We start from the raw sequence: 23860 nt of genomic DNA, 5'->3' as shown, positions 1-23860 counted from the left end.
CTGGATGACCGGAATGCCGGGCTCTAGGACGCCTTCTCGGCTGCCAGCCGGTCGACCAGCGGGCGCAGGTCCTCGGCCAGCAGGTCGCGCAGGAACACGGCCGCGACGCGGCCCTGCCGGTCGACCACGATGGTCGACGGCACCACACTGCGCGGATAACCGGACAGGTTGAGCAGCGACCGGCCCGACGGGTCGTAGATCGACGGGTAGGTCAACCCCCGGTCGCGCATGAAGTCCTGCGGAGCCGAACGGTCGTGGTCGCGCACGTCGATACCGAGCACGACCACGCCGTCGTCCTTGGTCTCGTCGTAGAGCTTCTGCATCTCGGGGGCCTCCGCGCGACACGGACCGCACCACTGGCCCCAGACGTTGATGACGAGGACGTCGCCCTCGTAGTCCGAGGCGGCGATGCGCTTGTTCGGATCGAACAGGTCCTCGCCCGCCACCTCGGGCAGCTCCTGCCGCTGCCCCTCGTCGTAGTAGATGTCGGACTTGCCACCGGGAGCCACGAAACTGAAGCTCCCGCCGCTGACCACCGCGTCGTCGCCGGTGCTGCACCCGGTGAGAGCCACGGCGGCCGCCGCCATCACCGCGGCGGCGATCCTGCGCGTCGACTGTGCCCTCATGCGCCGGTCACCCTCGGGTCGGTGCTTCCTGCCGGTTCGCTGTAGACGATATCCACGAGTTGCTCGTCGACGAACACCAGGCTGGTGAGCGAGGCGAGTGAACACTGCCGCCGCCTCGGGTCGTGCCACAGGCGCTTGCCCTCCAGGTAGCGGCGCAGCGTCCAGATCGGGAGCTGGTGTGACACGCACAGTGCCTCGTGTCCCTCGGCCGCCGCACGCGCGGCGTGCACGGCACCCAGCATCCGGTGGGCGATCTCCAGATACGGCTCGCCCCACGACGGCAGCAGCGGGTTGCGCAGTTTCGGCCAGTGCCTCGGCTGGCGGAGCGCGCCGTCGCCGACACTGACCTTCGACCCCTCGAACTGGTTGTCCGCCTCGATGAGGCGCTCGTCGGTGGCCACGTCGAGCCGGTGCGCCGCGGCCGACGGCGTTGCGGTCTCCTGCGCCCGCTCCAGTGGCGAGGCCACGACGTGCGTGAGCCGGTGGGACGCCAGCGCTTCCGCGACGAGCAGCGCCTGCTGCCGTCCTCGCTCCGACAGCCGGTAACCCGGCATCCGGCCGTACAGCACGCCCTCCGGGTTGTGCACCTCACCGTGCCGCAACAGGTGGACGATGGTGCGCGTGCCCCGGCTCATGGCCGCTCCGCCGAGGCAGCGGCCTGCGCGGCCTTCGGCAGAGCCGCCTCGATGATCTCGAACGCGGCGTCGTCCATGGCGGCGTTGACGAACCACGCCTCGAACGCGCTCGGCGGCGGGTACACGCCGGCGTCCAGCAACGCGTGGAAGAACGGCTTGAAGCGCCACGTCTCCGACGCCGCGGCGGCGGCGTAGTCGTGCACGGGCGCGTCGGTGAAGAACACCGAGACCAGGTTGCCCGCGTAGGACACGGTGTGGGCGACACCGGCCGCGTCGAGCGCCCGCCCGAGCAGGCCGCCGAGACGCTCGGCGCATGTGTCGAGTGCGCGGTAGGTGGACTCGCCCGCCAGCCGGAGCGTGGTCAACCCGGCCGCGACGGCCACGGGGTTCCCGGACAGCGTGCCCGCCTGGTACACCGGCCCGGTGGGCGCGAGCCGTTCCATGACGTCGGCCCGACCGCCGAACGCGGCGGCGGGCAGCCCGCCCGACATCACCTTGCCGAACGTGTAGAGGTCGCCCGCCACACCCTCTCGGCCGTACCAGCCCGCGGCAGAGACCCGGAAGCCGGTCATGACCTCGTCCATGATGAGCAGCGCACCGTGCTCGTGCGCCAGGTCGCGCAACCCGGCGTTGAAGCCGTCGTGCGGCGCGACGGCGCCCATGTTGCCCGCCGCGGCCTCGGTGATCACCGCGGCGATCGAGTCGGGGTTCTCGGCGAACGCCGCCCGCACGGCGTCGAGGTCGTTGTACGGGAGCACCAGCGTGTCCGCGGCCTGCGCGCCCGTGACCCCCGGCGACGTCGGCAGGCCGAGCGTGGCCACCCCGGAGCCCGCCTGAGCCAGCAGGGCGTCCACGTGACCGTGGTAACAGCCGGCGAACTTGATGATCTTGCTGCGGCCCGTGAAGCCTCGGGCCAGCCGGATGGCGCTCATCGTGGCCTCGGTGCCCGAGTTCACGAGGCGCACCCGCTCCACCGGCTCCACCCGCCGCACGATCTCCTCGGCGAGTTCCACCTCGCCCGACGTCGGCGTGCCGAACGACAGCCCGGACGACGCGGCCGCACGCGTCGCCTCCACCACCTCGGGATGGGCGTGTCCGAGGATCATCGGCCCCCACGAGGACACCAGATCGACGTAGCGGTTGCCGTCGGCGTCCCACAGGTACGCGCCCTCGCCGCGCACCATGAACCGGGGAGTTCCGCCCACCGCCGCGAACGCTCGTACCGGCGAGTTCACCCCACCGGGCGTCACGGCCGTCGCCCGTTCGAACCAGGACCTGGACTGCTCGACTGCTCCTGTCACGTCTGCCAGTCTCGCAAAGTCGGCTTCACCGTGCGTCGGCCGGCCGGGCCTGGGGAGACACACGTCGCCTCCGGCGCCGCCGGGTCCGCACCCCCAGCACGATCTGCCGCGCACCGTCCACGAGCAGCAGTCCCGCGACCGCGGCCGCGACGAACGCCAGGCCGATCCAGTTGCCCTCGTACACGTGCGAGACCAGCTCGGTCCCGTCGTCGGCGTGAATCGTCACCGTGGTCACGGCGGAACCCCAGCACCATGTCGCCGCCCAGCCCGCCGCCACCGCGAGCACCAGCTCCACCGCCGCCACCGCCAGCCGCCACGGCTGGTGCAGCCGGTCGTCCCGAGCCGGGACCGCGGTCGAGGTCGAAGGGTCGGCAGCGTCGGTCACGGCGGGCAGTGTCTCACGCTGTCTCACGCTGTCTCACACTCTCCCTTGCCGCCTCACGCGGTCTCAGGCTCGGTCCCGCAGCCCCGAGCGCAGAGCCTCACGCAGCGCGGCGCCGTCACGGGCCCAGGCGAGCACCACCGTGCCGTCGGTCAGCCGCAACGGCACCTCGGCGAACCTGCGTGGCACTCCGAGCCCGCCACCGAGCACCCGCGTTCCGGGAGGCGCCTCCACGTCGTCGACCGCAGCGATGCGGTCCACCGGGAGCTGCTCACCGCCCTGCCACAACTCGGTACCGGTCAGCCGCACGCTCAAAAACCGGCGCCGCGCGTACACCCACAGCGCCGTCAGCGCGAGAAGCCCGGCGCCCACCAGCAGCCACAGCCCCGCGTGGGCCCGCACCCCGGCGAGCAGTTCGAGGCAGTAACCCGCCAGCGCGAACAGTGGGCCCCACGTCAGGGCCCACCCGCTCGCGCCGGGCTCGTGGTAACGGACGTCTCCCGATGCGCTCAGCGCCGCCCGCCCCCGAAACCTCTGACGGGTGGGAAGTAGCCGGCCACGCTCGGCAGGTAGAGCAGCGCCGTCGCCACCACCGCCAGGAAGGCCGCGACCAGGACCGGCAGGCTGGTGGAGAACAGCAACAACTGGATCAGCAGCGTGATGGCGGCGAGCACCGTGAGGATCGTGCGGGCCGACCGCGTGCCCTCCCTGGCCTTCCAGCCGAACAGCGCGAAGAGGATCGCGAACACCACCGAGCCCACGAACAGCGTCCACAGCAGTGTCGTCACACCGGTCCGGATCTGCTCCTCGTCGAGGCTGTCGTTGGTGTTGAGGTCGATCAGCGCGTTCGACACGGCCTCCTGCTGGGTCAGCGTGTAGGCGAACGAGGCCACGAGGACGAGTCCCGCCAGCACGTAGAGCCAGAAGGCGACCGTGACCGGAGTCGGCGGCTTCCCCACGCTCCCGGCCTGCCCCGGCACGCTCGGCTCGGGCGGCAGCCCCTTCGCGCGACGCTCGTCGTCCGACTCCCGGCGCTCCGGTGCGCCGTCCGATTCGCCTGGCTCAGTCACAACCCCGAGCCTAGTCCAGCCAGGCTGCCGCTTCAGCCGCCCAGTACGTGAGGACCAGGTCGGCTCCCGCCCTGCGGATCGAGGTGAGCACTTCGAGGATCGTGCTCCGCCGGTCGACCCAGCCGTTGGCGGCGGCGCCCTCGACCATCGAGTACTCGCCGGAGATGTTGTAGGCCGCCACCGGCACCGGCGAGGACTCCGCAGCGGCCTTCACGACGTCGAGGTAGGCCAGCGCGGGCTTCACCATGACCATGTCGGCGCCCTCCGCGACGTCCAGCTCGATCTCCCGCAGGGCTTCCCGCGCGTTGCCGGGATCCTGCTGGTAGGTCTTGCGGTCGCCGGTGAGCTGCGAGTCGACGGCCTCACGGAACGGGCCGTAGAAGGCGCTCGCGTACTTCGCCGAGTAGGCGATGATGCCGGTGTCGGTGTACCCGGCGTCGTCGAGGGCACGGCGGATGACGCCGACCTGGCCGTCCATCATGCCGCTCGGACCCAGCATGTGCGCCCCGGCCTCCGCCTGCGCGAGCGCCATCTCGGCGTAGCGCTCCAGCGTCGCGTCGTTGTCGACGACGCCGGACGGGTCGAGCACCCCGCAGTGGCCGTGGTCGGTGAACTCGTCGAGGCAGGTGTCCGCCATCAACACGGTGTCGTCGCCGAGGTCGGCACGCAGATCACGCAACGCGACGTTGAGGATGCCGTCGGCGTCGGTGGCGGCGCTGCCCACGGCGTCGCGGGTCGCCGGAATCCCGAACAGCATCAGGCCGCCGACTCCCGCCTCGACGGCTTCGGCGGCGGCCTTGCGCAGGGTTTCGCGGGTGTGCTGGACCACACCCGGCATGCTGGCGATGGGCCGAGGCTCCTCGGCGCCTTCGGCGACGAACAGGGGCAGGATCAACTGGCGCGGGCGCAGCGTGGTCTCACTCACCAGGCGACGCATGGCGGGAGTGGTGCGCAACCGACGGGGACGATGCTCCGGAAACACCCTCCCGAGCTTACCTCGCGGTAGGCGCGGAAATACCCGCTGACCACGGACCCGACGGGATACCGGGATACGTCGAAGGCCACCCATCCGCACGGGCATGGGTGGCCTTCGACGGCGACGCTGTCGACGCTCTCAGGAGCGGCGGGTCCGCTTGGCCTTGCGCGGCGGCGGCAGGGCGCCCTCGGCGCGCAGCTTGGCCGCGTGCTCGGCAAGGGCGTCCACGAGCATCACCGCGTTGGGCTTCTCCGGCCGCACGTCCACGCGAAGCCCGAACTCCGTGGCGGTCTCCGCCGTCTTCGGGCCGATGCACGCCACGAGCGTGCGCGCGTGCGGCTTACCCGCGATCCCGACCAGGTTGCGGACCGTGGACGACGAGGTGAAGCACACCGCGTCGAAACCGCCCGTTTTGATCATCTCGCGGGTCTCGGCAGGCGGCGGCGCGGCACGCACGGTGCGGTAGGCCGTCACGTCGTCGACCTCCCAGCCGCGCTCCTGCAGGCCCGCCGACAGCGTCTCGGTGGCGATGTCGGCCCTCGGCAGCAGCACGCGGTTGACCGGGTCGAGCACGTCGTCGTAGGGCGGGAACTCCGCCAGCAGCCCCTCGCTCGACTGCTCACCGCTGGGCACGAGCTCCGGGATGATGCCGAACGAACGCACCTTCTCGGCGGTCGACTCGCCGACGCAGGCGATCTTCACACCGGAGAACGCCCTGGCGTCGAGACCGAACTCACCGAACTTCTCCCACACCGCACGCACGGCGTTGGCCGAGGTGAACACGATCCACTGGTAGCGGCCGTCGACGAGGCCCTTCACCGAGCGCTCCATCTGCGCGGGGCTGCGCGGTGGCTCCACCGAGATCGTGGGCACCTCGTGGGAGGTCGCGCCGTGGCTGCGGAGCCGCTCGGCCATGTCACCGGCCTGCTCCTTCGTCCGCGGCACGAGCACCTTCCAGCCGTAGAGCGCACGCGACTCCCACCACGACAGCTTCTGCCGGTTGCTCACGGCCTCGCCGATGCTCACCACCAGCGGGCCAACGAGCTCGCCCGCGTCGGCGGCCAGTGAGGCCAGAGTGGAGTCGAGCGTGCGCTGCGTGTTGATGGTGCCGTTGGAGGTCACCGCGACCGGTGTCTGCGCCGAGAGACCGTGCTCGACCAGCTCCGACGCCGCCTCCGCGAGGTGGCTGGACGTCGCGTGCAACACGATGGCACCGGGGGTGGCCGCGAGCTTCGCCCAGTCGACCTCGCCTGCCCGCAGGTCCACCTCGGCGTGCGCGGCACCGAGTGCCACACCCGCGTACGCGGGGACCGCCGTGCCCGCGGACACGCCGGGCACCACGTCGAAGACCGCGCTGGTACGCGACACCGCCTGCACCTCGGCCACGACCGCCTGCTGGGTCAGCGGGTCACCGGCCGTCAGCCTCAGCACCAGCCTGCCCGCCTTGGCCTCCGTCGCCAGGTCCTTGGCCACATCACCGGGGTCGCCCACGGCGGGACGCACCTCGGCGTCGGCACCGGCGAAGGCGAGCACTCCGGAAGGCACATCGGGGTCGGTGACCACGAGGTCGGCCTTCGCGAGCAGCTCCTGGGCCCGGACCGTCAACAGCCCGGTGTCCCCGGGGCCCGAGCCCACGAAAGCGACACGCCCCGTGGTTTTGCGTGCGCGGGTCATTACGTCGTCTCTCCTCGTCGTCGACCGCGCTTGCCACGGTCGACCGTTCGTTCTTCCTTGCTTTCGGGAATGTCAGCGCGCCAGGGCGCCGGCGCCGAGATCGAGCAACTCGGCGGCCAACATGCGGCCGAGCTTGTCGGCCTCGGACTTGTCGGCGGTCGCCGACGCCCGAAGGATCTGCACGGAGTCACCCTCGGTCGCGGCGGCGGCGACGCCCCGCATCGAGAGCCGTTCGACCACAGCTCCTTCGCTGTTCAGATCCTCGACGACCTCGGCCAGCGCACCCACGGGTGCACTGCAACCTGCCTCGAGCGCCGCGAGCAGCGCCCGCTCGGCCGTCACGGCCACCCGCGTCGCTTCGTCGTCCACGACGGACTGAAGCAGGTGCTCGGTGTCCACGTCGTCGACGCGGGTCTCGACGGCCAGCGCGCCCTGCGCGGGCGCGGGCAGCATCTGGATGGGATCGAGCGTCTCGGTGATCAACCCGATCCGGTCCGTGCGCGCCAAACCGGCACGGGCCAGCACGATGGCGTCGAGCTCCCCCGACTCCACCATGCCGAGCCGCCGGTCGATGTTGCCACGGATCGGCACCACGTTCAGCCCGAGCCCGAGTGCCCGGAGCTGGGTCATCCGCCGGGGCGAGCCCGTCCCGACGGTGGACCCCGGTGGCAACTCCCCCAGGGTGAGCCCGTCGCGCGCCACCAGCGCATCGCGCGGGTCCTCGCGCTTCGACACGGCCGCCAGCGCGATGCCGGGCTCCGGTGCCGTGGGCAGGTCCTTGAAGGAGTGCACGGCGATGTCGACCCTGCCCTCCAGCAACGCCTGGCGCACGGCGGACGTGAACACGCCCACCCCGATCTCGGCGATCGGCGCGGACGACTGGTCGCCCGGCGTGGCCACGGGGACGAGCTCGACGCTGCACCCCGCGTCCTCCAGCATTCTCGCGATCGTGCCGGTCTGGGCCATCGCGAGCCTGCTGCCGCGCGTGCCGATGCGGATGGTTCTGCCGACGTTCGTGCCAGCCGTCTCAGTCACTGTCGTTCACCGTCGATCTGTTCGTGCTTGGAAGCCACCGACGGGCTCGACAACACGGTGGGCGCCTGCGGGTCGAGTCCGAACAACTCCCGCAGTGCGTTGGCGTAATCGGTGTCGGCCTTCTCGGCAGCGAGTTGCTTGACGCGCACGGTCGGAGCGTGCAGCAGTTTGTCCACGACGCGGCGGACCGTGCGGCCCAACTCGTCACGGACGTCGGCGTCGAGGTCGGGCAGACGCCGGTCGAGCCGGAGCAGCTCGGCGTCCACCACCTCGGCCGCCCGCTTGCGCAACGCCGTCACCGTGGGTGTCACCGCGGCGCTGCGCTGGCCCGCCAGATAGGCCCGCACCTCGTCGAGGACGATGCCGGACGCCTTGGCGAGCTGCTTCTCGGTGGTGGCCGTACCGGCCTCGGCCATGCGCCTGCGCACCGTCTCCAGGTCCACCAGCGTGACGCCGGGGACGTCTCCGACGCCGGGCTCGACGTCTCTCGGCAGGCCGAGGTCGCAGATCACCACGGGGCGGTCGGTACGCGGCGCGACGTGCTCGGTGTCCAGCACGGGCGTCTTCGCTCCGGTACACACCACGACGACGTCGGCACGCCCCACCTCCTCGGCCAGCTCGGCCATCGGGACCGCCCTGGCCGCCACGCCCTGCTCGCTGATCGAGGTCGCCAGCCTCGCCGCCCGCTCGGCCGTGCGGTTGACCACGGCGATCTCGGCGACCCCCGCCTTGCGAAGCTGCGACGCCGACAGCGCGCCCATCGACCCCGCGCCGACGACGAGTGCCCGCGTTCCGACCAGCTCACCGGCCGCGGCCAGCGCCTCGGACACCACGGAGGCCCCGAGCCGGTCCAGACCGGTCTCGCTGTGCACGCGCTTGCCGACGCGCAACGTCGTCTGCACCAGTTCGTGCAGCGTGCTGCCGACCGTGCCCGCCTGCCGAGCCACGGCGTAGGCGGAACGCACCTGACCGAGGATCTGGGTCTCCCCGACGACCATCGAGTCCAGCCCGGACGCCACCGAGAACACGTGCTCGACGGCGGCACCCGCGTAGTGCACGTAGAAGTGGTCGTAGAGCTGCGCGGCCTCCATACCCGCCTGCCTGGCGAGCACCTCGGCGATGCCGGAGAGGCCGCCGTGGAACGTCTCGACGACCGCGTAGACCTCGATCCGGTTGCACGTGGACAGCAGCATGACCTCGGACACGTCGTCCGCCTGCTGGAGCTCGTGCAGCACCTTCTCGACCTCGGCTGCGGGAACGGCGACCCGCTCCAGCGTCGCGAGGCCCGCCGTGCGATGCGACAACCCGATCGCGAGAACGCTCATCAGGACACCACCACATCCTTCGTGCCATCGGCATTGCTGTCGCGCGCGCGGCCTTCCGCCTCGCCTGCCGTCCTCCGCGCCACGTGGAAGGACAGGATCTGCAACTCCACCGCCAGGTCGACCTTTCGCACCTCGATATGTTCGGGCACCTGCAGGACCACGGGGGCGAAGTTCAGGATGCACTGGACTCCACCGGCCACGAGCCGGTCGCACACCGACTGCGCCGCGGTCGGTGGCGTCGCGATGACGCCTATGGAGATGTCTCGCTCGGCGCACACCTCGGGGATTTCGTCCAGATGTGACACCGGCACCCCACCCACCGGCACCCCGATCAGGTCGGGGTCGATGTCGAACAGGGCCTCGACGGGAAAACCCCGTCCGGGAAAACCGCCATAGTTTGCCAACGCATGGCCGAGGTTACCGATTCCCACGACGGCGACCTTGTGCTTGCGGGTCAGCCCGAGTGTCCGCTCGATCTGCCCGATCAGCACCTGGACCTCGTAGCCGACTCCCCGCGTGCCGTACGAGCCGATGTACGACAGGTCCTTGCGCAGTTTCGCGGAGTTCACCCCGGCCGCCGCCGACAGCTCCTCGCTGGACACCGTGGTCGCACCCTGCTCGGCCATGGCGGAGAGCACCCGCAGGTAGACGGCGAGCCGGGCGACGGCCGCCTCCGGGATCGCGCGGACGGTGCCCGAAGCCGCCGGGGCCCCGGCACCCGCACCACCGTCCCCCACCGGCTCGATCAGGGCGTCGGAGGCGGCACCGGCCGCGGAAACCTCGGAAACCTCGGAGGCGCGCCTCGGCGCGGGTGCGGGCCCATTGCGCCGGCCGCGCTGTGCCACCACGCTGGACTCCTGTCACCAGACATCGAAAAAATCAACTCTTGACCGAGCAGGCGCTGTAGTGTTCGATACCGGCGCCGCGCGGCGATGGCACTACGGTAGCCACTTGTGAACGTAGGCACAAAGCGCCTGGTGAGGACGTTGACGCAGGCCACACCGCCCCGCGTTCGCCGACGTGCGGAGGATCACCGTCACGAACGCAGAGCCGACCGCAGCCGCTCCTCGTCCACCGACCAGTAACCGTGCTCGGCGTCGTCGACGAGGATCACCGGAACCCGGTCGCCGTACTCCGCGCGCCACTCGGGGTCGGTGTCCACGTCGGCCGTCGACCACGGCACCCCGAGCTCGACGCAGATCCGCTCCACGTCCTGCTCGGCCCGCTCGCACGCCGAACAGCCGACACGCGTCATCACGACAACGGTGTGCTGGGACTCAGGCATGACTCCCATCCTGACCCACCGCGTCCACGCCCCGAAGGCCGACCCGGCGTACCTTGCCCGTCGCCGAGAGCGGCAGCGCGTCGGTGAACGACACCACCGTGGGCACCTTGTAACCGGCCAACCGCGCCGCGCAGTGTTCGATCACCTGCTGTTCCGACAGCGTGGCCCCCTCCTCGGGCACGACCACGGCCTTCACCGCCTCGCCGCTGTGTTCGTCGAGCACTCCCACCACAGCGGCCTCGCGGACCTGGGGCAGTTCCGAGATCACGCCCTCCACCTCGTGCGGGTAGACGTTGAAGCCGTTGACGATCACCAGATCGCCCGCGCGGTCCACGAGGTGGAGATCACCGTCGGTGTCGACGTAGCCGACGTCACCGGTGCGGAACCAGCCGTCGGCGTCCGGGCCGTGGGCTCCGTCGGGCCAGTACCCGGAGAACAGGTTGGCTCCCCGGACCGCCACCAGCCCGGTGCCGTCGGCGTCGTCGAACGTGTCGTCGGGATCCTCCGGATCCAGCGGGACGCCGCTCTCGGTGCCGTCGCCGTCCACCAACCGCACCTCGACACCGGGCAGCGGCCTGCCGACGGATCCGGGCTTGGCATAGCCCGTGACCAGGGTGGACGTCACCACCGGAGCCGCCTCCGTGAGGCCGTAACCCTCGAAGATCTGCAAGCCCGTGGCGGCGCGGATGTCGGCCAGCACCTTCGGCCGCAGCGGCGCCGCGCCGGAGACGAGCAGCCGCACGGTCGACAGGCTCTCACCGAGTTCGTCGGCGGGCCGCGCCGCCATCGCGACGTACATCGCGGGCACCCCGAGCACCACGGTGACCCTGTGGTTCAGGCAGTCGGACAGCGCGGAGCGCGCCTCGAACCGGGGTGCGGTCACCAGGGTCGCCCCCGCCGCCGTCGGAGCGAGCAGCCCGGGACCGAGCCCGTACACGTGGTGCATCGGTACCGCCACGAACACCCGGTCGGACGGCTCCACCGGCGAGGGCGTGAGCGAACGCAACTGCGCGACGCCCGCGAGCAGGGCCCGGTGCGACAGCATCACGCCACGCGGTGACCCCGTGGTGCCGGACGTGTAGAGCAGGGCGGCGAGGTCCTCCCCTCCTCGGGAGGGTTCCGCCGGGCTCCCGGCGTCGCCCGGCCGCTCAGGCGCGGCGAGCACCGGTTCGACCAGCGTCGCCGACCCCAGGGACTCGTCGCCGAGCACGACCTCGGCTCCGCAGTCCGCGAGCACGGCGGTGGACGCCGACGCGGGCTCCTGTGGGTTCAGCGGCACCACGACACCGTCGGCCCGCAGCACCGCGAAGAACGCCACGGCGAACGCCGCGGACGTCGGCAACCGGACGCCCACCCGGTCGCCGGGCTCGACCCCGGCTTCCCGGAGCCGGTGGGCCGTGGCCCGCACGGCGAGCTCCAGCTCGCCCCACGTCAATGTGGTGCCCGTCGCTGTATCGATCAACGCGAGCCTGTCCGTCCGGGTCCGTGCCGCCTCGGCGGCGAGATCGGCGACGTTGCTGGTCCCACCCGTCACAACCTGCCCCTTTCCCATCTCCACAGTGTCCCAGCGAGCCGTCGCGGGCGCGGACATGAATCGGGGCCGTCTCCGATTCGCAACAAGAACACCACTACCTACTTTGCGGTAACAACACGTATGCTCCATCGGGCGACGTAGTGGCGATGATCACGCGGAGGCCGGGAACGGGCCCGGAGGAGGTGCGACACGTGAGCATGCCGATCGCTGTTGCGGCTGGTCCAGCACCCACGACGCTGGGGGGAGCGAAGCAGGCCGCGCAGGCCGAGAAGACCGTCGCCGAGAACTGGGAACTCGTCCGCGCGGCGCAGCGCGGCGACACCGCGGCGTTCGCGACGCTCTACGACCGCCACGTCGACGGCGTCTTCCGGTACGTGCTGCTCCGAGTCGGCGACCGCCACCTCGCCGAGGACGTCACGAGCGAGACGTTCCTCCGCGCGCTGCGCCGCATCACGTCGATCTCCTACCAGGGCCGCGACGTGGGCGCCTGGTTCACCACCATCGCCCGCAACCTCGTGTTCGACCACGTCAAGTCCAGCCGGTTCCGGCTGGAGATCGTCACCGACGAGGTGGCCGAGCCCGGCGCGGGTCCCAGCGCCACTCCCGGCCCCGAACAGCAGGTCATCAACCGGACCACCAACGACGAACTACTGCGCTGCATCGCCGACCTCGGTGACGACCAGCGCGAGTGCATCATTCTGCGGTTCATCCAGGGCTACTCGGTGTCCGAGACCGCCGCCATCATGCAACGCAACGAGGGCGCCGTGAAGGCGCTTCAACACCGCGCCGTGCGGCGGCTCGCCAAGCTCCTGCCCCGAAGTGTCAGGTGAGTCCCACCGCGTAACCACGGCGGGTCGTGCCTCGTTGCTCCGGCGACGATGTCGGCGAGGTGACCAGTGGAGGCGGGCGCGGTGGGCGAACCTGCGTGGTCCCGCACCCGCCGAGGCGACGACGAGCGGTTCGCCGGAGCCGTCGACTCGGGCATCGGCGCGGCGGAGTTCGGCACCGAACTCGCCGTGGTGGCCGCGCTGCGCCGACTCGGCCGCTCCGTCCCCGTCGAGCCCGACACCCGAGAACGCATCGCACAGCGCATCACCGACACCCGCCCTCGGCGCCGGCCGCTGCCCGTACTGACCACCGCCGCCGTGGCGCTCGCGGCCCTGGCCTGTCTCGCGCTGCTGCTGGCGAAGGACGCACTGCCCGGCGAGCCGCTCTACCACCTGAAACGCGCTCAGGAGGCCGCCACTCTCGGCCTGACCTTCGACGCCGAGGACGACGCCGCTCGCAGGCTGTCCTACGCCTCCCGCAGACTCGACGAGATCACCACCCTCGGCAGGCACGGAGTGCGCGACACCGACACCTACCGGCTCGCGCTGGCCGACTTCACCGAACACGCCACCGAGGGCGCCTCCGAGCTCACGGCGCTCGCCACCCGCACCGACGGACGAGGACTCACCGTGCTCGCCGCGTGGGCGCAGCGGGAGTCCGCCGGGCTCGCCGCTGCCGAAGCCGCGCTGCCCACCACGGTCAGCACTGACGTCACGACCCTGCTGGACCGCATCGAGCGGCGGAGCGCGGCCCTGGCCGAACGCATGGAGTGCTACGAGATCACCTCGGTGCACTCCGACGACCTCGGTGCGCTGCCCGCGGCGGGCGGGTGCGCACCTTCGCCCGCGAAGGACCACGCCGGGAAGCCGCGGCCCCCGGCACCCTCGGAACGGGCGGCGCGGCCCGAACCGCGGAACGGCCATGAGCCACCCTCCGCGGACGAGCCGACCGCCTTCGTCGAGCACCCGCACGCTGCCGAAGCCGATACCCGGACGCCCCTGCGGCCCGCCGACGTGGCAGCGGCTCCGGTCGTTTCCCACGTGCCGTCCCCCGACCGGCCACGGCTGCCCACCCCGGAGCCCGAGGACCCCGCCCTGGTGAGCATCGCGCCGATCCTTCCCGGCTTGCCCGCGGTGACCGTCGGATAGCTCTCCGGTGTTCGCGCCCCGCTCGTTACCCTGTGACCAAGCGCCGGAGGCGGACCATACGTATGGAGGCGGTGTGCGTGTCTCGTTGGCGGAGCCGCGGTAAGGGGCGGGAACGCGAGCGGCTCGCAGCGCTGGCAGGCGAGGCGTCGGCCGAAGCCGCCGTCGCGATGGAGGCAGCCTCGGTCGCGACGGCCGAGGCACCCGAGGCCGAACCCGAGGCGCCCGAGGTCGAGCGGACACCCGTTCCCCAGGACCTCACCGCCGCCGCGTTCTTCGACGTCGACAACACGATGATGATGGGCGCGTCGATCTTCCACTTCGCCAGGGGACTCGCCGCGCGTAAGTACTTCAGCACCTCCGACCTCGCCGGCTTCGCATGGCAGCAGGTCAAGTTCCGGGTGGGCGGCCGGGAGAGCCACCAGGGCGTGCAGTCCAGCAGGGAACAGGCGCTGTCGTTCGTCGCGGGCCGCACCGTCGACGAAATGGTCGCCATCGGCGAGGAGATCTACGACGAGCTCATGGCCGACAAGATCTGGGCCGGCACGCGGGCGCTCGCGCAGACGCACCTCGACGCGGGCCAGCGGGTCTGGCTGGTCACCGCCACCCCGGTGGAGCTGGCAGCCATCATCGCGCGCAGGCTCGGCCTCACCGGAGCGCTCGGCACCGTCGCGGAGAGCACCGACGGTGTCTACACGGGCAGGCTGGTCGGTGACCTGCTGCACGGCAGGGCCAAGGCACACGCCGTCCGGGCACTCGCAGCGCGGGAAGGCCTCAACCTGCGCCGCTGCACGGCGTACTCGGACTCGCAGAACGACGTCCCGATGCTGTCGGTGGTCGGTACCGCCGTGGCGGTCAACCCGGACTCGGGGCTGCGCGAGGTGGCCCGTGCCCGGGGTTGGGAGATCCGCGACTTCCGCACCGGCCGCAAGGCCGCGAAGATCGGTGTGCCCTCCGTGCTGGGCGCCGGCGCACTGGCCGGTGCCGTGGCCGCCGGTCTGGCCTACCGCAAACGCATCGCCTGACATCGTGTCCGCAGGCTACGAACGCGTGTCCGCAGTTCATGCACGCGTGCCCGCGGCGACAACGCGGACACCCGCACGAGAAGTGCGGACACCCGTGCGGGAAATGCGGACACGGACCGCGGCGTCTCGTCGGGATCAGCCGGTGAAGACTCCCCGGCGGCGAGCCAGCCTGCGGTAGAGCATGTTCTGGATGCTTTCCCGCACCTGGTCGGTGAGACCCAGCACCAGCATCTGGTCGTCGTCGGCGTCAGCGGCGTAGCCGTCGGTGCGGATGGGCTCACCGAACTCGATGTGCCACTTCGTGGGCAGCGGCACCGTCCCCAGCGGACCGAGCAGTGGGAAGAACGGCGTCACGGGGAAGTACGGTAGGCGCAGCAGGCGAGCCAACGGCCGGATGTCACCGATCTTCGGGTAGATCTCCTCCGCGCCCACCACCGCACACGGGATGATCGGCGCCGACGTCCGCAGCGCCGCCGACACGAAACCCCCGCGCCCGAAGCGCTGCAGCTTGTACCTCGCAGAGAACGGCTTGCCGACGCCCTTGTACCCCTCGGGCCACACGCCCACCAGTTCGCCGGCACGCAGCAACCGCTCGGCGTCGGGGTGGCACGCGAGCGTCTGACCGCTCCTTCGTGCCAGCGACCCCAGCACGGGGGTGTCGAAAACGAGGTCGGCGGCGAGCATGCGCAGGAACCGGTGCCCAGGGTGTTCGTCGTACACGGCGAACGCCGTCATCATCGCGTCGAGCGGCAGCACACCCGAGTGGTTGGACACGAGCAGTGCGCCGCCCTCGGCGGGAACGTGGTCGATGCCGTGCGTGCTCACGCGGAACCACCGCTCGTACAGCGGCCGAAGCAGTGGGACCAGCACTGTCTCGGTGAACTCGGGGTCCAGCCCGAACTCGTCGACCTCGTAGTCACCGCTGAGCCTGCGCCGCACGAAGTCGACCAGGCCGGAGAGCGTGGTATGCCGGTCGGCGGCCCTGCGCACGGGCAGGGGTACCACGCTCGACCGCGCGTCCTCCCCGTCACGCCTGTCCGGACGCAGCGGCACCACCCGCGCCGCACCTCGTGACGTCACGATGCGTCCTCTCCCCTCGTCACGCCGTCGCCCGCCGTTCTGTCACGGCGTCGTCGAACGCCTCACGCGTCGTCCACCGGGGTGAGTACCCGAACTCGTGGGTCAGCCGCTCCGTGTCGACGACCCGCCCGAAGTTCAACAGCCGCACGAGGTCCGCCGACACGTGCACCTGCCGGGTGAGACGCAGTGCCGTCCCGACGGGCGACATGGCGAGTCGTGGCACCCCGACGCCCACGCGCCCGGCCCTCCGGATCGCCTGGGACAGCGACAACACGCCCGTGCCCGCGACGTTGAACACGCCGGGACGGTCGAGCACGGTGGCACGTTCCAGCACCGCGAGCGCGTCGTCGGCGTGCAGGAACTGCAACCTCGCGTCGAAACCGAGCACGGTCGGCACCACCGGCAGCGAGAAGTACCGGGTGAAGACGGTGTCGAAGTCGGGTGCCACCAGGTCGGCGAACCGGAACGTGGTCACGCCGACGTCGGGCCGCCGCCGAGTGAAGCCGCGGACATAGCCCTCCAACTCGACGGCGTCCTTCGAGTAACCCGCCGCCGCGGCCGGGAAGAGTTCCGCGTCCTCGGTGAACACGGCCTGTGACCGCGCCGAGGCTCCGTAGACGGCCGTCGTCGAGGTGACGACGAGTTTGCGCACGTGCGGCGAGTTCTGGCACGCGGCCAGAAGCCGCATGGTGCCGATGACGTTGGCTTCCTTGATCGCCGCGTACCTGCCGGATCCCGCGGGGTGACACGCGGGCGCGGCGTGCACCACCGTGTCCACCTTCGCGGAGGTCATGATCTTGGCTATCAGCGGGTTGCGGATGTCGACCCGTACGAACTCGGCCCGGCCGAGTTCGCGGAGCACACCGGCACCGGGCGGTGCGGTGTCCACTCCGACAACCCGTTCGAGGTCTGGACGAGCGCCCAGCCTCGACAGCAACCGTCCGCCCAACTCACCGGAGACCCCGGTGACGAGGACGACGTTGGACGGCATCAGACCCCCGTGTGACAGGCGCGGTCGCGACCCCGGACTGTGTGAACCGGGGAGGATGCTACCCCGACACTTCGGTGCCGGGGCGAAACCTCACACGCGCCTCGCCGGACGATCCCCTCGTCGCGGCCGTGCCGACACCCGCGGGCCTGCGGCCTCACTTACCCTGCTTGCGACGCTGCACGCGCGTGCGGCGAAGCAGCTTGCGGTGCTTCTTCTTGGACATACGCTTACGACGCTTCTTGATTACCGAGCCCACACCACGCTCCTAACAGTCGGGTCGCGAACGGCTCTCCAGGTTACCCGGCTGCTTCCGCGTGACGTGCGTGGCCCTCCCCGCTTCCGATGCGGTACGGCCTACCCCACGTCGAAGTAGGCGTTGTCGAGGTAGGCGTGGACGGCCTGCTCGGGCACCCGGAACGACTTGCCCACCCGCACGGCGGGCAGCTCCCCGGAGTGCACCAGTCGGTAGACCGTCATCTTGGAGACCCGCATCAGGGCGGCAACCTCGGCGACTGTCAGGAACTGGACGTGCCTGCCGGGCACATCCTCGCTGTTGTTCGGCGGCATAACGATTCACCGTGTCCCTTGCCACGCGCCGTGCCGCTCGGCTTCCCCACCGAGCGGTACCGACACGCGCGTGCTTTCGTCGAGGGTAACTGGACTCGTGGGGCTGGTGCGACGCCTGTCGAGGGGAAAGGGGCACTCGGACGTAGGCAACACCGCCAGTCACCACCCGCGCGAGTGCCCGGGTTCACCCCGCTCAGTCCTCGTGGGCTCGACCGAGTTCGACGGAGCGGTCGCGCGCCGCCTCGATGGCCGCGAGCAACGCGGCCCGGACACCGTGCTTCTCCAGTTCGCGGATCGCGTTGATGGTGGTACCCGCGGGTGAGGTGACGGCCTCCCTGAGCAGCACCGGATGGCTCTCACCCTCGTCGAGCATCTTGGCCGCCCCGACGGCGGACTGCACGATGAGTCGTTCGGCGACGGCGCGAGGCAGCCCCAGCAGGATGCCTGCGTCGATCATGGCTTCGACCAGGTAGAAGAAGTACGCCGGGCCGGATCCGGACAATGCGGTCACCGCGTCCTGCTGCGACTCCGGCACCTCCACCACCTTGCCCACGCAGCTCAGCAGTTCGGTGACGAGCTCGACGTGTTCCGGGCCCGCGTACCTGCCGGCGGACACGGCGCTCATGGCCTCTCCCACGAGCATCGGCGTGTTGGGCATCACCCGTACCACCGGCGTGCCCGACGGCAGCCTCCGCTCGAACAGCGAGGTGGGCAGTCCCGCGCACAGCGACACCACGAGGGATTCCGGCCGCAGCACCGGCGCGAGATCGGCGAGCACGGGGTCGATGTCCTGCGGCTTCACCGCCACGACAAGCAGGTCGGCCCGCTCCGCCGCTTCCTTCACGGTCACGCCCGTGATCCCGTAGCGTGCCTGGAGTTCGGCCGCCCGATCGGGATGCCGCTCGGTGAAGAACAGGTCCTCGGCGGACCGCCCGCCACTGAGCAGCCCCGACAGCAGCGCTTCACCGATCTTGCCCGCACCCAGTACCGCGATGGTTCCCATGCCCGCAACACTAGGCACCCCGCTCCCGGCCGATGCCCGGCGGGAGGTGCTCGTCACGGCAGAGGCGACAACGCGAGCTGTCTCGCCTGGCACACGATGCGGCCATGGCTGTCGGCGACGACGGCGTCGGAGTCGAACCAGCCCTCGTGCACGGCACGGCAGTCCACCTCGATGCGTAACCACCCCGGATGGGGGCGGGTACGCACCAACGCCGTGAGCTGCACCGTCGGCGCCCACCCCGTCCTGCCGAGGTTGAACACCACCGGCGGGTTGAGGTCACCCGCCAGCAGGAGGAAGTAGGGGTCGGGCTCGCCGTGCCGCGGTCTCGCCCACAGCCGCAGGCGCGGCGGATCGTCACGGCGTCCCGCGAGGAAGCCCGCCGTGGCGGGATCGATCCGGACGTCACAGCCCTTGGCCAGGTGGAACAGTCCCTCGGCGGTGTGGCCCGACAACGCCACCGCGTTGGCGGGCGGGTCCGCGGGAAGCGTCGGCACGTCGTTCCACACGGGTGGCCGCAGCGGGAGCCTGCCCGCCGTCACGCGCGCCTCCACGCAGCTACGGCCCCGTTGTTCCACACTCACGGCCACCACCGTGGCCCGCCTGCCCGCCTTGCGGACCTCGGTACGCAACAACACCGGGCCGAGTGCGAGCGCGTGCAGGAACTCGGCGCTCACCGCGAGCGGCTCGGCGGGCGGCTCCCCCGCCTCCCACAACGCCCGGACCCCGGCCTTCGCCGCGAGAGCGAGCAGGAACCCGCCGTGGGGATGTCTGCCGATCGACCACTCCTGCCGGAGATCCGCCGTGAACGTGCCGTCCCCGAGCGAGCGCACCTCACATGCGGCCGCGAACGTCAGCGGCCCCGAATCGACCGTACTCACGAACGGATGGCCAGGGCTCGAAGGAACAACGCCAGGTTCGCGGGACGTTCCGCCAGCCTCCGCATCAGGTAGCCGTACCACTGTTCACCGAACGGCACGTACACACGCACGGTTTCCCCTTCCGCGGCCAGGCGGCGCTGCTCGTCCGGCCGGACTCCGTACAGCATCTGGTATTCGTAGCTGCCCTGTTCCCTGCCGTACCAACGCGTGCGCTGCCGCAGCAGCCCCACCAGACGTGGGTCGTGCGTCGCGAACATGGCGTACGCGCCGCCCTCCAGGAGCCGGTTGGCGCAGCGCACGTAGCTGAGGTCGACCGCGTGGGCGTCGGCGTAGGCGACGTCGGCAGGCTCGGCGTAGGCACCCTTGCACAGCCGGACCCGCGATCCCTTGTACGCCAACGCGGCGACGTCGGCCTCGGTACGACGAAGATAGGACTGGACCACTGCTCCCACCCACGGCCACGTGCGCCGGGCGTCGCCGACCACGCCCAGCGTGGCGTCGGTCGTGGTGTGGTCTTCCATGTCGACGGTGACCGTGGTGCCACACTGCTCGGCCGCCTCGCAGACCAGCCCCAGGTTCCGCGCGGCGAGCACCCGATCGCCGTCCACAGTCAACGCCGACAGTTTCACGCTCACCTCGGCGTGACCGGACAGTCCCTGCTTCGACAACTCGTCGAGCAATCGCAGATAGGTCCGGACCGTGCTCTCGGCCTGGGCGGGATCGCGCGTGTACTCGCCCAGGTAGTCCAGCGTCGCGCACCGTCCGTCGGCGGCGAGGGTCTTCACGGCCCTCAGGGCGTCGGCCACGGTCTCGCCCGGTACGAAGCGGGCGATGATCTGCCGGGTGCCCGGCGCCGTGGCGGCCACACGCCGGATCACGTCGTTGCCGGCGGCGGCGAGGATCAACGATCGCAGGGGCTCCACGACGCAAACTTTACGGGTCGAACGCCGGAAAGCGAGGCATACCCGGAGGATGATTCACTTTTCGCCGCTCACTGTCCCAGGTGTAGGCGGGTGAACAGCAACGCCTCGGCGAGGTCGGCGACCCGGTTCGCCGGATACTTGGCCGCTCGGGTGTTGATCTCCAGCACCACGGCCCCGTCGTAGCCCCGCTGCACCAGTCTCTCGAGCAGCTCCGCACACGGCTGGTCGCCCCGTCCCGGCACCAGGTGCTGGTCCTTCGGGAGGCCGGTGCCGTCGGCGAGATGCACGTGGGCGAGTCCGTCACCCATCCGGTCGGCCAGCGCCAGCGCGTCCATGCCCGCCGCAGCGGTGTGGGACAGGTCGAGCGTGTAGTGCGCGTAGCCGACGTCGGTGGGATCGATCGACGGACGGAACGCCGACACACGTGCGTTGCGCCGCCCTCCGGGTGGCCGGACCTTGAACATGTTCTCCACCGCGATCGCCACCCCGCTCCGCTGTTCCAGCTCGGCGACGAGGTCGGCGAAGGCGTCTCCGTACCTGCGCTGCCAGCGAAACGGCGGGTGCACCACCACGGTCGAGGCCTCGAGTTCCAGTGCGGCCTCCACCGAGCGGCGCAGCCGCACCTCCGGGTCCGGCGACCACACACGCTGTGTGATGAGCAGCGACGGCGAGTGCACCGACAGCACGGGCACGCCCGTCTCCAGGCTGTGCTTGCGCAGTGCCTCCACGTTCTGGCTGTCCGCGTCGACCCACACCATGACCTCGACGCCGTCGAAACCGAGGTCGGCGGCCAGCTCGAACGCCCGCTTCGCCCGCAGCGGCCACACCGAAGCCGTGGACAGCGCGACCGGGATCGTCGGAGTGGCCACGCTAACGCGACACCAGTAACAACGCGGCGGGCGACACGGTCACCACGAGACCGACCAGCAGTGCCAGCACGGTGGTCTGCGTGTCCTCCGCCCTGCGGACCTTGCGCACGACCCACACGAGGCCGACGGTCACCACCAGCGCGGCGATCAACGCGGCGGCGGGCAGCTTGCCCCACAGCCAGTTGAAGCCGAGCCAGACACCCGCGCCACCGGCCACGCCGAGCGCGAGCTGCCCGGCGAGCACGAGCCACTGCTTCGCGGGCGAACCGTCCTCGACGGCACCCTCGTCCGCGTCGCCGGGCTCGCCTGCCTGCCGTCGCTTCCCCTTGCCGGAGTGATCGAGATCGTCCTCGTCGTCCTCGTCGTCGTAGTCGTCGTCGGCGTAGGCGTCCCCGTACGGATCGTCGGCGTCGCCGCGAGTCCCGTAGCGAGTGTCGTAACCGCTCTCGCCGAGCGGGTCGTCGTCCAGCGCGCCGACACGGGTGACCGCCCCGAGGTCGTCCGCGTCGTCGTCGAAGTCCGGGACGTAGTAGCCGGTGGCCGGACCTTCGTCGTCGGTGTCGACGTCCTCGGTACCGAGCGCGGCGGGGGCGTGGATCTGGGTCGCCTCGGCGGGGGCGTGGATCCGGGTCGCCTCCGCGGGGTCGTCGGCCGAGCCACGGTGACCGGGCCAGCCGACCAGCCCGGCCGGTGGTTCGTCGGCACTCACCGGCTCGGACAGCGTGGTCTTCTCCGCGTCGCTCTCCGACACCGCGGGGAGCTGCTCGGTGTGCGGTTCCGCCTGCGGCGCGGGCGCGCTCCTCGGCGGCCTCCGCCTGCGCGGCGGCAGGGGCGACCGTCCGGAGCGCTGCGCCCGCCCCGCCGGTGGCTGCGCACCGGGCGTGGGCGGCTCCTGCTCGTCCCCCTCACCGAGACCGTCGAGCCTCGCCGCCAGCGTTCCCTCCTGTGGGGACGGAACCGGCGCGGCGGGCACGGGCACCCGGCGGGTGGCCGTCATCCGGCTCGCCGCGTCGTGCGGTGGCGGGTTCGGTGAGCTCGGCGGAGGCGGTTTGGGCGTCGTTCCCGTGGTACCACCGCCAGGGGGCACCGGGTTGGGGCCGCTGCTCTGTTGCTTCGGCGGCAGGCGGAATCCGTTGGTCGTCGGTTTGCCGTAGCCGGTGCTGTGCGCGGTGCTCGGTGGCGGGCTCGACGGCGTGGGAGGCGAGCTCTCCTGCGCCGGCCTCGCACCCTGACCACGCGGTGGCCGCGGCGGGCGGGCGGCTCCCTCGCCGCCGCCCGGCGCCGGGTACCCGCCCGAGTTCTGTGGCCTCCGGGGCGGCACCGGCTGCTGGCCCGTACGCGGTTGACCGGGTCGGCCCCGCGGCGGCTCCTCCCCCTCCGCGGCGCGTCCCCTCGGTCGGCCGTTCGGCGCGCCCCCGCCGGGTGGTGGGCCCTCAGCGCGGACCCGGTCGATGATGGCCTGCGGCGCCGTGTCGGTGACCCCCGGCTGGGGAGGCCCGTCGTCCTCGGCAGCACGGCGCCGCCGACGACGCGGTGTGCCGCCGACCTGCCCGCCGTGCTCGGCGAGAAGCTCGGCCACGGTCTTCTGAGGCCGCCCGCCGTCGCTGTCTCGAGTCATCCTTTCCACCGTGCCCGTCGCCCGTTCGTTACGTCCAGTCTGAACCCAGGCATCATGCGTGCCGCCTCCGGCCGGTCAGCAAAGCGGTCTGTTCTGTGCCGTCGGAGTGGTCCAACCGTTGCAGGATGACACCCTCTCGCAGAGCCCAGGGACAGATTTCCAGGGATTCCAGTGACAGGGCACGCATCGTGCTCTCCGCCACAAGCGCGCCCGCGACGAGTTGGTGGGCGCGGCTGGGGCTCACGCCTTCCAGCTGCGCGAGGTCGTCCGACGACATCCGGGAGATGAACGCGATGAGCTGCCGGAGACCGGCGTGGGTCAGTACCCGGCTCACCCGGGGCCCCGCCGACGACGGCGCCGCACCCGTCAACCGGGCCAGCGACCGGAAGGTCTTCGAGGTCGCCACGACCCGGTCGGGCACACCGACACTCACGACGTGGTCGGCGAGCTCACCGAGCTGATCCTCCAGCCACGCCGTGGTGGAGACCACCTCGGAGCGGGTCGGCGGGTCGTTCTCGAAACGGGTCCGCGTGATGCGTCCGGCGCCGAGGGGCAGCGACTCCGCGAGCTCGGGTTCCTCGTCGACGCCCATCGCGACCTCCAGGGAACCGCCGCCGATGTCGAGCACCAGCAACCGTCCCGCCGACCAGCCGAACCATCGGCGCACGGCGAGGAACGTGAGCTCGGCCTCCTGCTCACCGGTCAGCACCCGAAGCTCGACACCGGTCTCGTCGACGACCCGCTGGAGCACCTCGTCGGCGTTGACGGCGTCCCTGATCGCCGACGTCGCGAACGACATGAGCTCCTCACAACCGAGCCGCCCGGCCGCGTCGCGGGCCTCGGCGACCGCGAGTACCAGCTCGTCAGCCGCCTTCTTGTCCAGCTCTCCGCCCTCGTCGATCCGTTCCACGAGGCGCAACACCGTTTTCTCGGAGTGCATCGGCGTGGGATGGGCACCACGATGCGCGTCCACCACCAACAGGTGGACCGTGTTCGATCCGACGTCGAGTACCCCTAGGCGCACAAAGTCCTACGGTACCGTCCGCCGACGTGATACTGCTGTGACATAGGGCGGGAACCGCTCGACGGT

26 protein-coding genes are annotated in these 23860 nt (G+C 71.2%); 3 read left to right on the top strand and 23 right to left on the bottom strand.

Annotation, left to right across the window (positions count from 1 at the left end; all coding sequences use genetic code 11):
• Positions 1-23 precede the first annotated feature (23 nt).
• From SACCYDRAFT_RS01830 to SACCYDRAFT_RS01770, 13 genes are all read right to left on the bottom strand, one after another.
• Entirely contained in the window at positions 24-626 is a 603-nt protein-coding gene (locus SACCYDRAFT_RS01830; RefSeq protein WP_005453070.1) for a TlpA family protein disulfide reductase, read from the bottom strand.
• The gene (locus SACCYDRAFT_RS01825; protein WP_005453069.1) at positions 623-1261 is read right to left on the bottom strand and encodes a histidine phosphatase family protein; all 639 of its coding nucleotides are present in this window, start codon (positions 1259-1261) and stop codon (positions 623-625) included. Before SACCYDRAFT_RS01825 ends, SACCYDRAFT_RS01830 begins: the two co-directional genes overlap by 4 nt.
• Positions 1258-2562, bottom strand: a complete 1305-nt coding sequence (gene hemL, locus SACCYDRAFT_RS01820; RefSeq protein ID WP_043536070.1) for a glutamate-1-semialdehyde 2,1-aminomutase — start codon at positions 2560-2562, stop codon at positions 1258-1260. Before hemL ends, SACCYDRAFT_RS01825 begins: the two co-directional genes overlap by 4 nt.
• Before the next feature lie 25 nt (positions 2563-2587).
• Entirely contained in the window at positions 2588-2974 is a 387-nt protein-coding gene (locus SACCYDRAFT_RS01815; RefSeq protein WP_005453067.1) for a hypothetical protein, read from the bottom strand.
• 36 nt (positions 2975-3010) lie between these two features.
• Positions 3011-3403 (bottom strand): hypothetical protein, encoded by a 393-nt coding sequence (locus SACCYDRAFT_RS01810; RefSeq protein WP_085979184.1) that lies wholly within the window; start codon positions 3401-3403, stop codon positions 3011-3013.
• 50 nt (positions 3404-3453) lie between these two features.
• Positions 3454-4014, bottom strand: coding sequence for a hypothetical protein (locus SACCYDRAFT_RS01805; protein ID WP_005453066.1), 561 nt, complete (start codon positions 4012-4014; stop codon positions 3454-3456).
• A gap of 10 nt (positions 4015-4024) precedes the next feature.
• Complete coding sequence (gene hemB, locus SACCYDRAFT_RS01800) at positions 4025-4996, bottom strand: porphobilinogen synthase (protein ID WP_005453064.1); 972 nt, start codon at positions 4994-4996, stop codon at positions 4025-4027.
• A 132-nt stretch (positions 4997-5128) separates the two neighbouring features.
• Positions 5129-6664 carry a bifunctional uroporphyrinogen-III C-methyltransferase/uroporphyrinogen-III synthase gene (locus SACCYDRAFT_RS01795; protein ID WP_005453062.1) on the bottom strand — a complete coding sequence of 512 codons (1536 nt, stop codon included), beginning with the start codon at positions 6662-6664 and terminating at the stop codon, positions 5129-5131.
• 72 nt (positions 6665-6736) lie between these two features.
• Positions 6737-7699: a hydroxymethylbilane synthase gene (gene hemC / locus SACCYDRAFT_RS01790; protein ID WP_005453060.1), complete on the bottom strand. Its 963-nt coding sequence runs from the start codon at positions 7697-7699 to the stop codon at positions 6737-6739.
• On the bottom strand, positions 7696-9024 hold the full coding sequence (locus SACCYDRAFT_RS01785) for a glutamyl-tRNA reductase (protein ID WP_005453053.1): 1329 nt from the start codon (positions 9022-9024) through the stop codon (positions 7696-7698). Before SACCYDRAFT_RS01785 ends, hemC begins: the two co-directional genes overlap by 4 nt.
• Positions 9024-9872 (bottom strand): redox-sensing transcriptional repressor Rex, encoded by an 849-nt coding sequence (locus SACCYDRAFT_RS01780; RefSeq protein WP_005453051.1) that lies wholly within the window; start codon positions 9870-9872, stop codon positions 9024-9026. Before SACCYDRAFT_RS01780 ends, SACCYDRAFT_RS01785 begins: the two co-directional genes overlap by 1 nt.
• A 188-nt stretch (positions 9873-10060) precedes the next feature.
• The gene (locus tag SACCYDRAFT_RS01775) at positions 10061-10309 is read right to left on the bottom strand and encodes a glutaredoxin family protein (RefSeq protein ID WP_005453049.1); all 249 of its coding nucleotides are present in this window, start codon (positions 10307-10309) and stop codon (positions 10061-10063) included.
• Positions 10302-11900 carry an AMP-binding protein gene (locus SACCYDRAFT_RS01770; RefSeq protein ID WP_005453047.1) on the bottom strand — a complete coding sequence of 533 codons (1599 nt, stop codon included), beginning with the start codon at positions 11898-11900 and terminating at the stop codon, positions 10302-10304. Before SACCYDRAFT_RS01770 ends, SACCYDRAFT_RS01775 begins: the two co-directional genes overlap by 8 nt.
• 134 nt (positions 11901-12034) lie before the next feature.
• Here SACCYDRAFT_RS01770 and SACCYDRAFT_RS01765 point away from each other — a divergent pair, with 134 nt between their 5' ends.
• From SACCYDRAFT_RS01765 to SACCYDRAFT_RS01755, 3 genes are all read left to right on the top strand, one after another.
• Complete coding sequence (locus SACCYDRAFT_RS01765) at positions 12035-12673, top strand: sigma-70 family RNA polymerase sigma factor (protein ID WP_005453045.1); 639 nt, start codon at positions 12035-12037, stop codon at positions 12671-12673.
• 81 nt (positions 12674-12754) lie between these two features.
• Positions 12755-13819, top strand: coding sequence for a DUF5667 domain-containing protein (locus SACCYDRAFT_RS01760; RefSeq protein WP_005453044.1), 1065 nt, complete (start codon positions 12755-12757; stop codon positions 13817-13819).
• A gap of 62 nt (positions 13820-13881) precedes the next feature.
• On the top strand, positions 13882-14841 hold the full coding sequence (locus SACCYDRAFT_RS01755) for an HAD family hydrolase (protein WP_005453041.1): 960 nt from the start codon (positions 13882-13884) through the stop codon (positions 14839-14841).
• A 135-nt stretch (positions 14842-14976) separates the two neighbouring features.
• Here SACCYDRAFT_RS01755 and SACCYDRAFT_RS01750 read toward each other — a convergent pair whose 3' ends face one another.
• The 10 genes from SACCYDRAFT_RS01750 to SACCYDRAFT_RS01710 all read right to left on the bottom strand — a co-directional run bounded on the left by SACCYDRAFT_RS01750 (position 14977) and on the right by SACCYDRAFT_RS01710 (position 23794).
• The gene (locus tag SACCYDRAFT_RS01750; protein ID WP_005453039.1) at positions 14977-15921 is read right to left on the bottom strand and encodes a lysophospholipid acyltransferase family protein; all 945 of its coding nucleotides are present in this window, start codon (positions 15919-15921) and stop codon (positions 14977-14979) included.
• Positions 15922-15940: 19 nt separating this feature from the next.
• Positions 15941-16912 (bottom strand): NAD-dependent epimerase/dehydratase family protein, encoded by a 972-nt coding sequence (locus tag SACCYDRAFT_RS01745; protein WP_005453037.1) that lies wholly within the window; start codon positions 16910-16912, stop codon positions 15941-15943.
• A 154-nt stretch (positions 16913-17066) separates the two neighbouring features.
• Complete coding sequence (locus SACCYDRAFT_RS25600) at positions 17067-17168, bottom strand: 30S ribosomal protein bS22 (protein WP_005453035.1); 102 nt, start codon at positions 17166-17168, stop codon at positions 17067-17069.
• A 98-nt stretch (positions 17169-17266) separates the two neighbouring features.
• On the bottom strand, positions 17267-17479 hold the full coding sequence (locus tag SACCYDRAFT_RS01740; RefSeq protein WP_005453031.1) for a helix-turn-helix domain-containing protein: 213 nt from the start codon (positions 17477-17479) through the stop codon (positions 17267-17269).
• A 193-nt stretch (positions 17480-17672) separates the two neighbouring features.
• On the bottom strand, positions 17673-18482 hold the full coding sequence (gene proC, locus SACCYDRAFT_RS01735) for a pyrroline-5-carboxylate reductase (protein WP_005453030.1): 810 nt from the start codon (positions 18480-18482) through the stop codon (positions 17673-17675).
• A 53-nt stretch (positions 18483-18535) separates the two neighbouring features.
• A complete protein-coding gene (locus tag SACCYDRAFT_RS01730; RefSeq protein WP_005453029.1) occupies positions 18536-19360 on the bottom strand; it encodes a thioesterase family protein in 825 nt (274 codons plus the stop codon).
• Positions 19357-20283 carry a proline dehydrogenase family protein gene (locus tag SACCYDRAFT_RS01725; protein WP_005453028.1) on the bottom strand — a complete coding sequence of 309 codons (927 nt, stop codon included), beginning with the start codon at positions 20281-20283 and terminating at the stop codon, positions 19357-19359. The genes SACCYDRAFT_RS01730 and SACCYDRAFT_RS01725 overlap by 4 nt, the downstream gene beginning before the upstream one ends.
• A gap of 68 nt (positions 20284-20351) precedes the next feature.
• On the bottom strand, positions 20352-21152 hold the full coding sequence (locus tag SACCYDRAFT_RS01720) for a sugar phosphate isomerase/epimerase family protein (protein WP_005453027.1): 801 nt from the start codon (positions 21150-21152) through the stop codon (positions 20352-20354).
• 1 nt (position 21153) lies between these two features.
• Positions 21154-22770, bottom strand: coding sequence for a hypothetical protein (locus SACCYDRAFT_RS26190; protein WP_043536063.1), 1617 nt, complete (start codon positions 22768-22770; stop codon positions 21154-21156).
• Between the two features lie 52 nt (positions 22771-22822).
• On the bottom strand, positions 22823-23794 hold the full coding sequence (locus tag SACCYDRAFT_RS01710) for a Ppx/GppA phosphatase family protein (protein ID WP_005453025.1): 972 nt from the start codon (positions 23792-23794) through the stop codon (positions 22823-22825).
• Positions 23795-23860: the final 66 nt, after the last annotated feature.

The sequence above is a fragment of the Saccharomonospora cyanea NA-134 genome (assembly GCF_000244975.1).
In the GTDB taxonomy this organism is placed as follows: Bacteria; Actinomycetota; Actinomycetes; order Mycobacteriales; family Pseudonocardiaceae; genus Saccharomonospora; species Saccharomonospora cyanea.
Note: the sequence above shows the minus strand (reverse complement) of the source record. Positions and strands in the feature narration are given on the sequence as shown.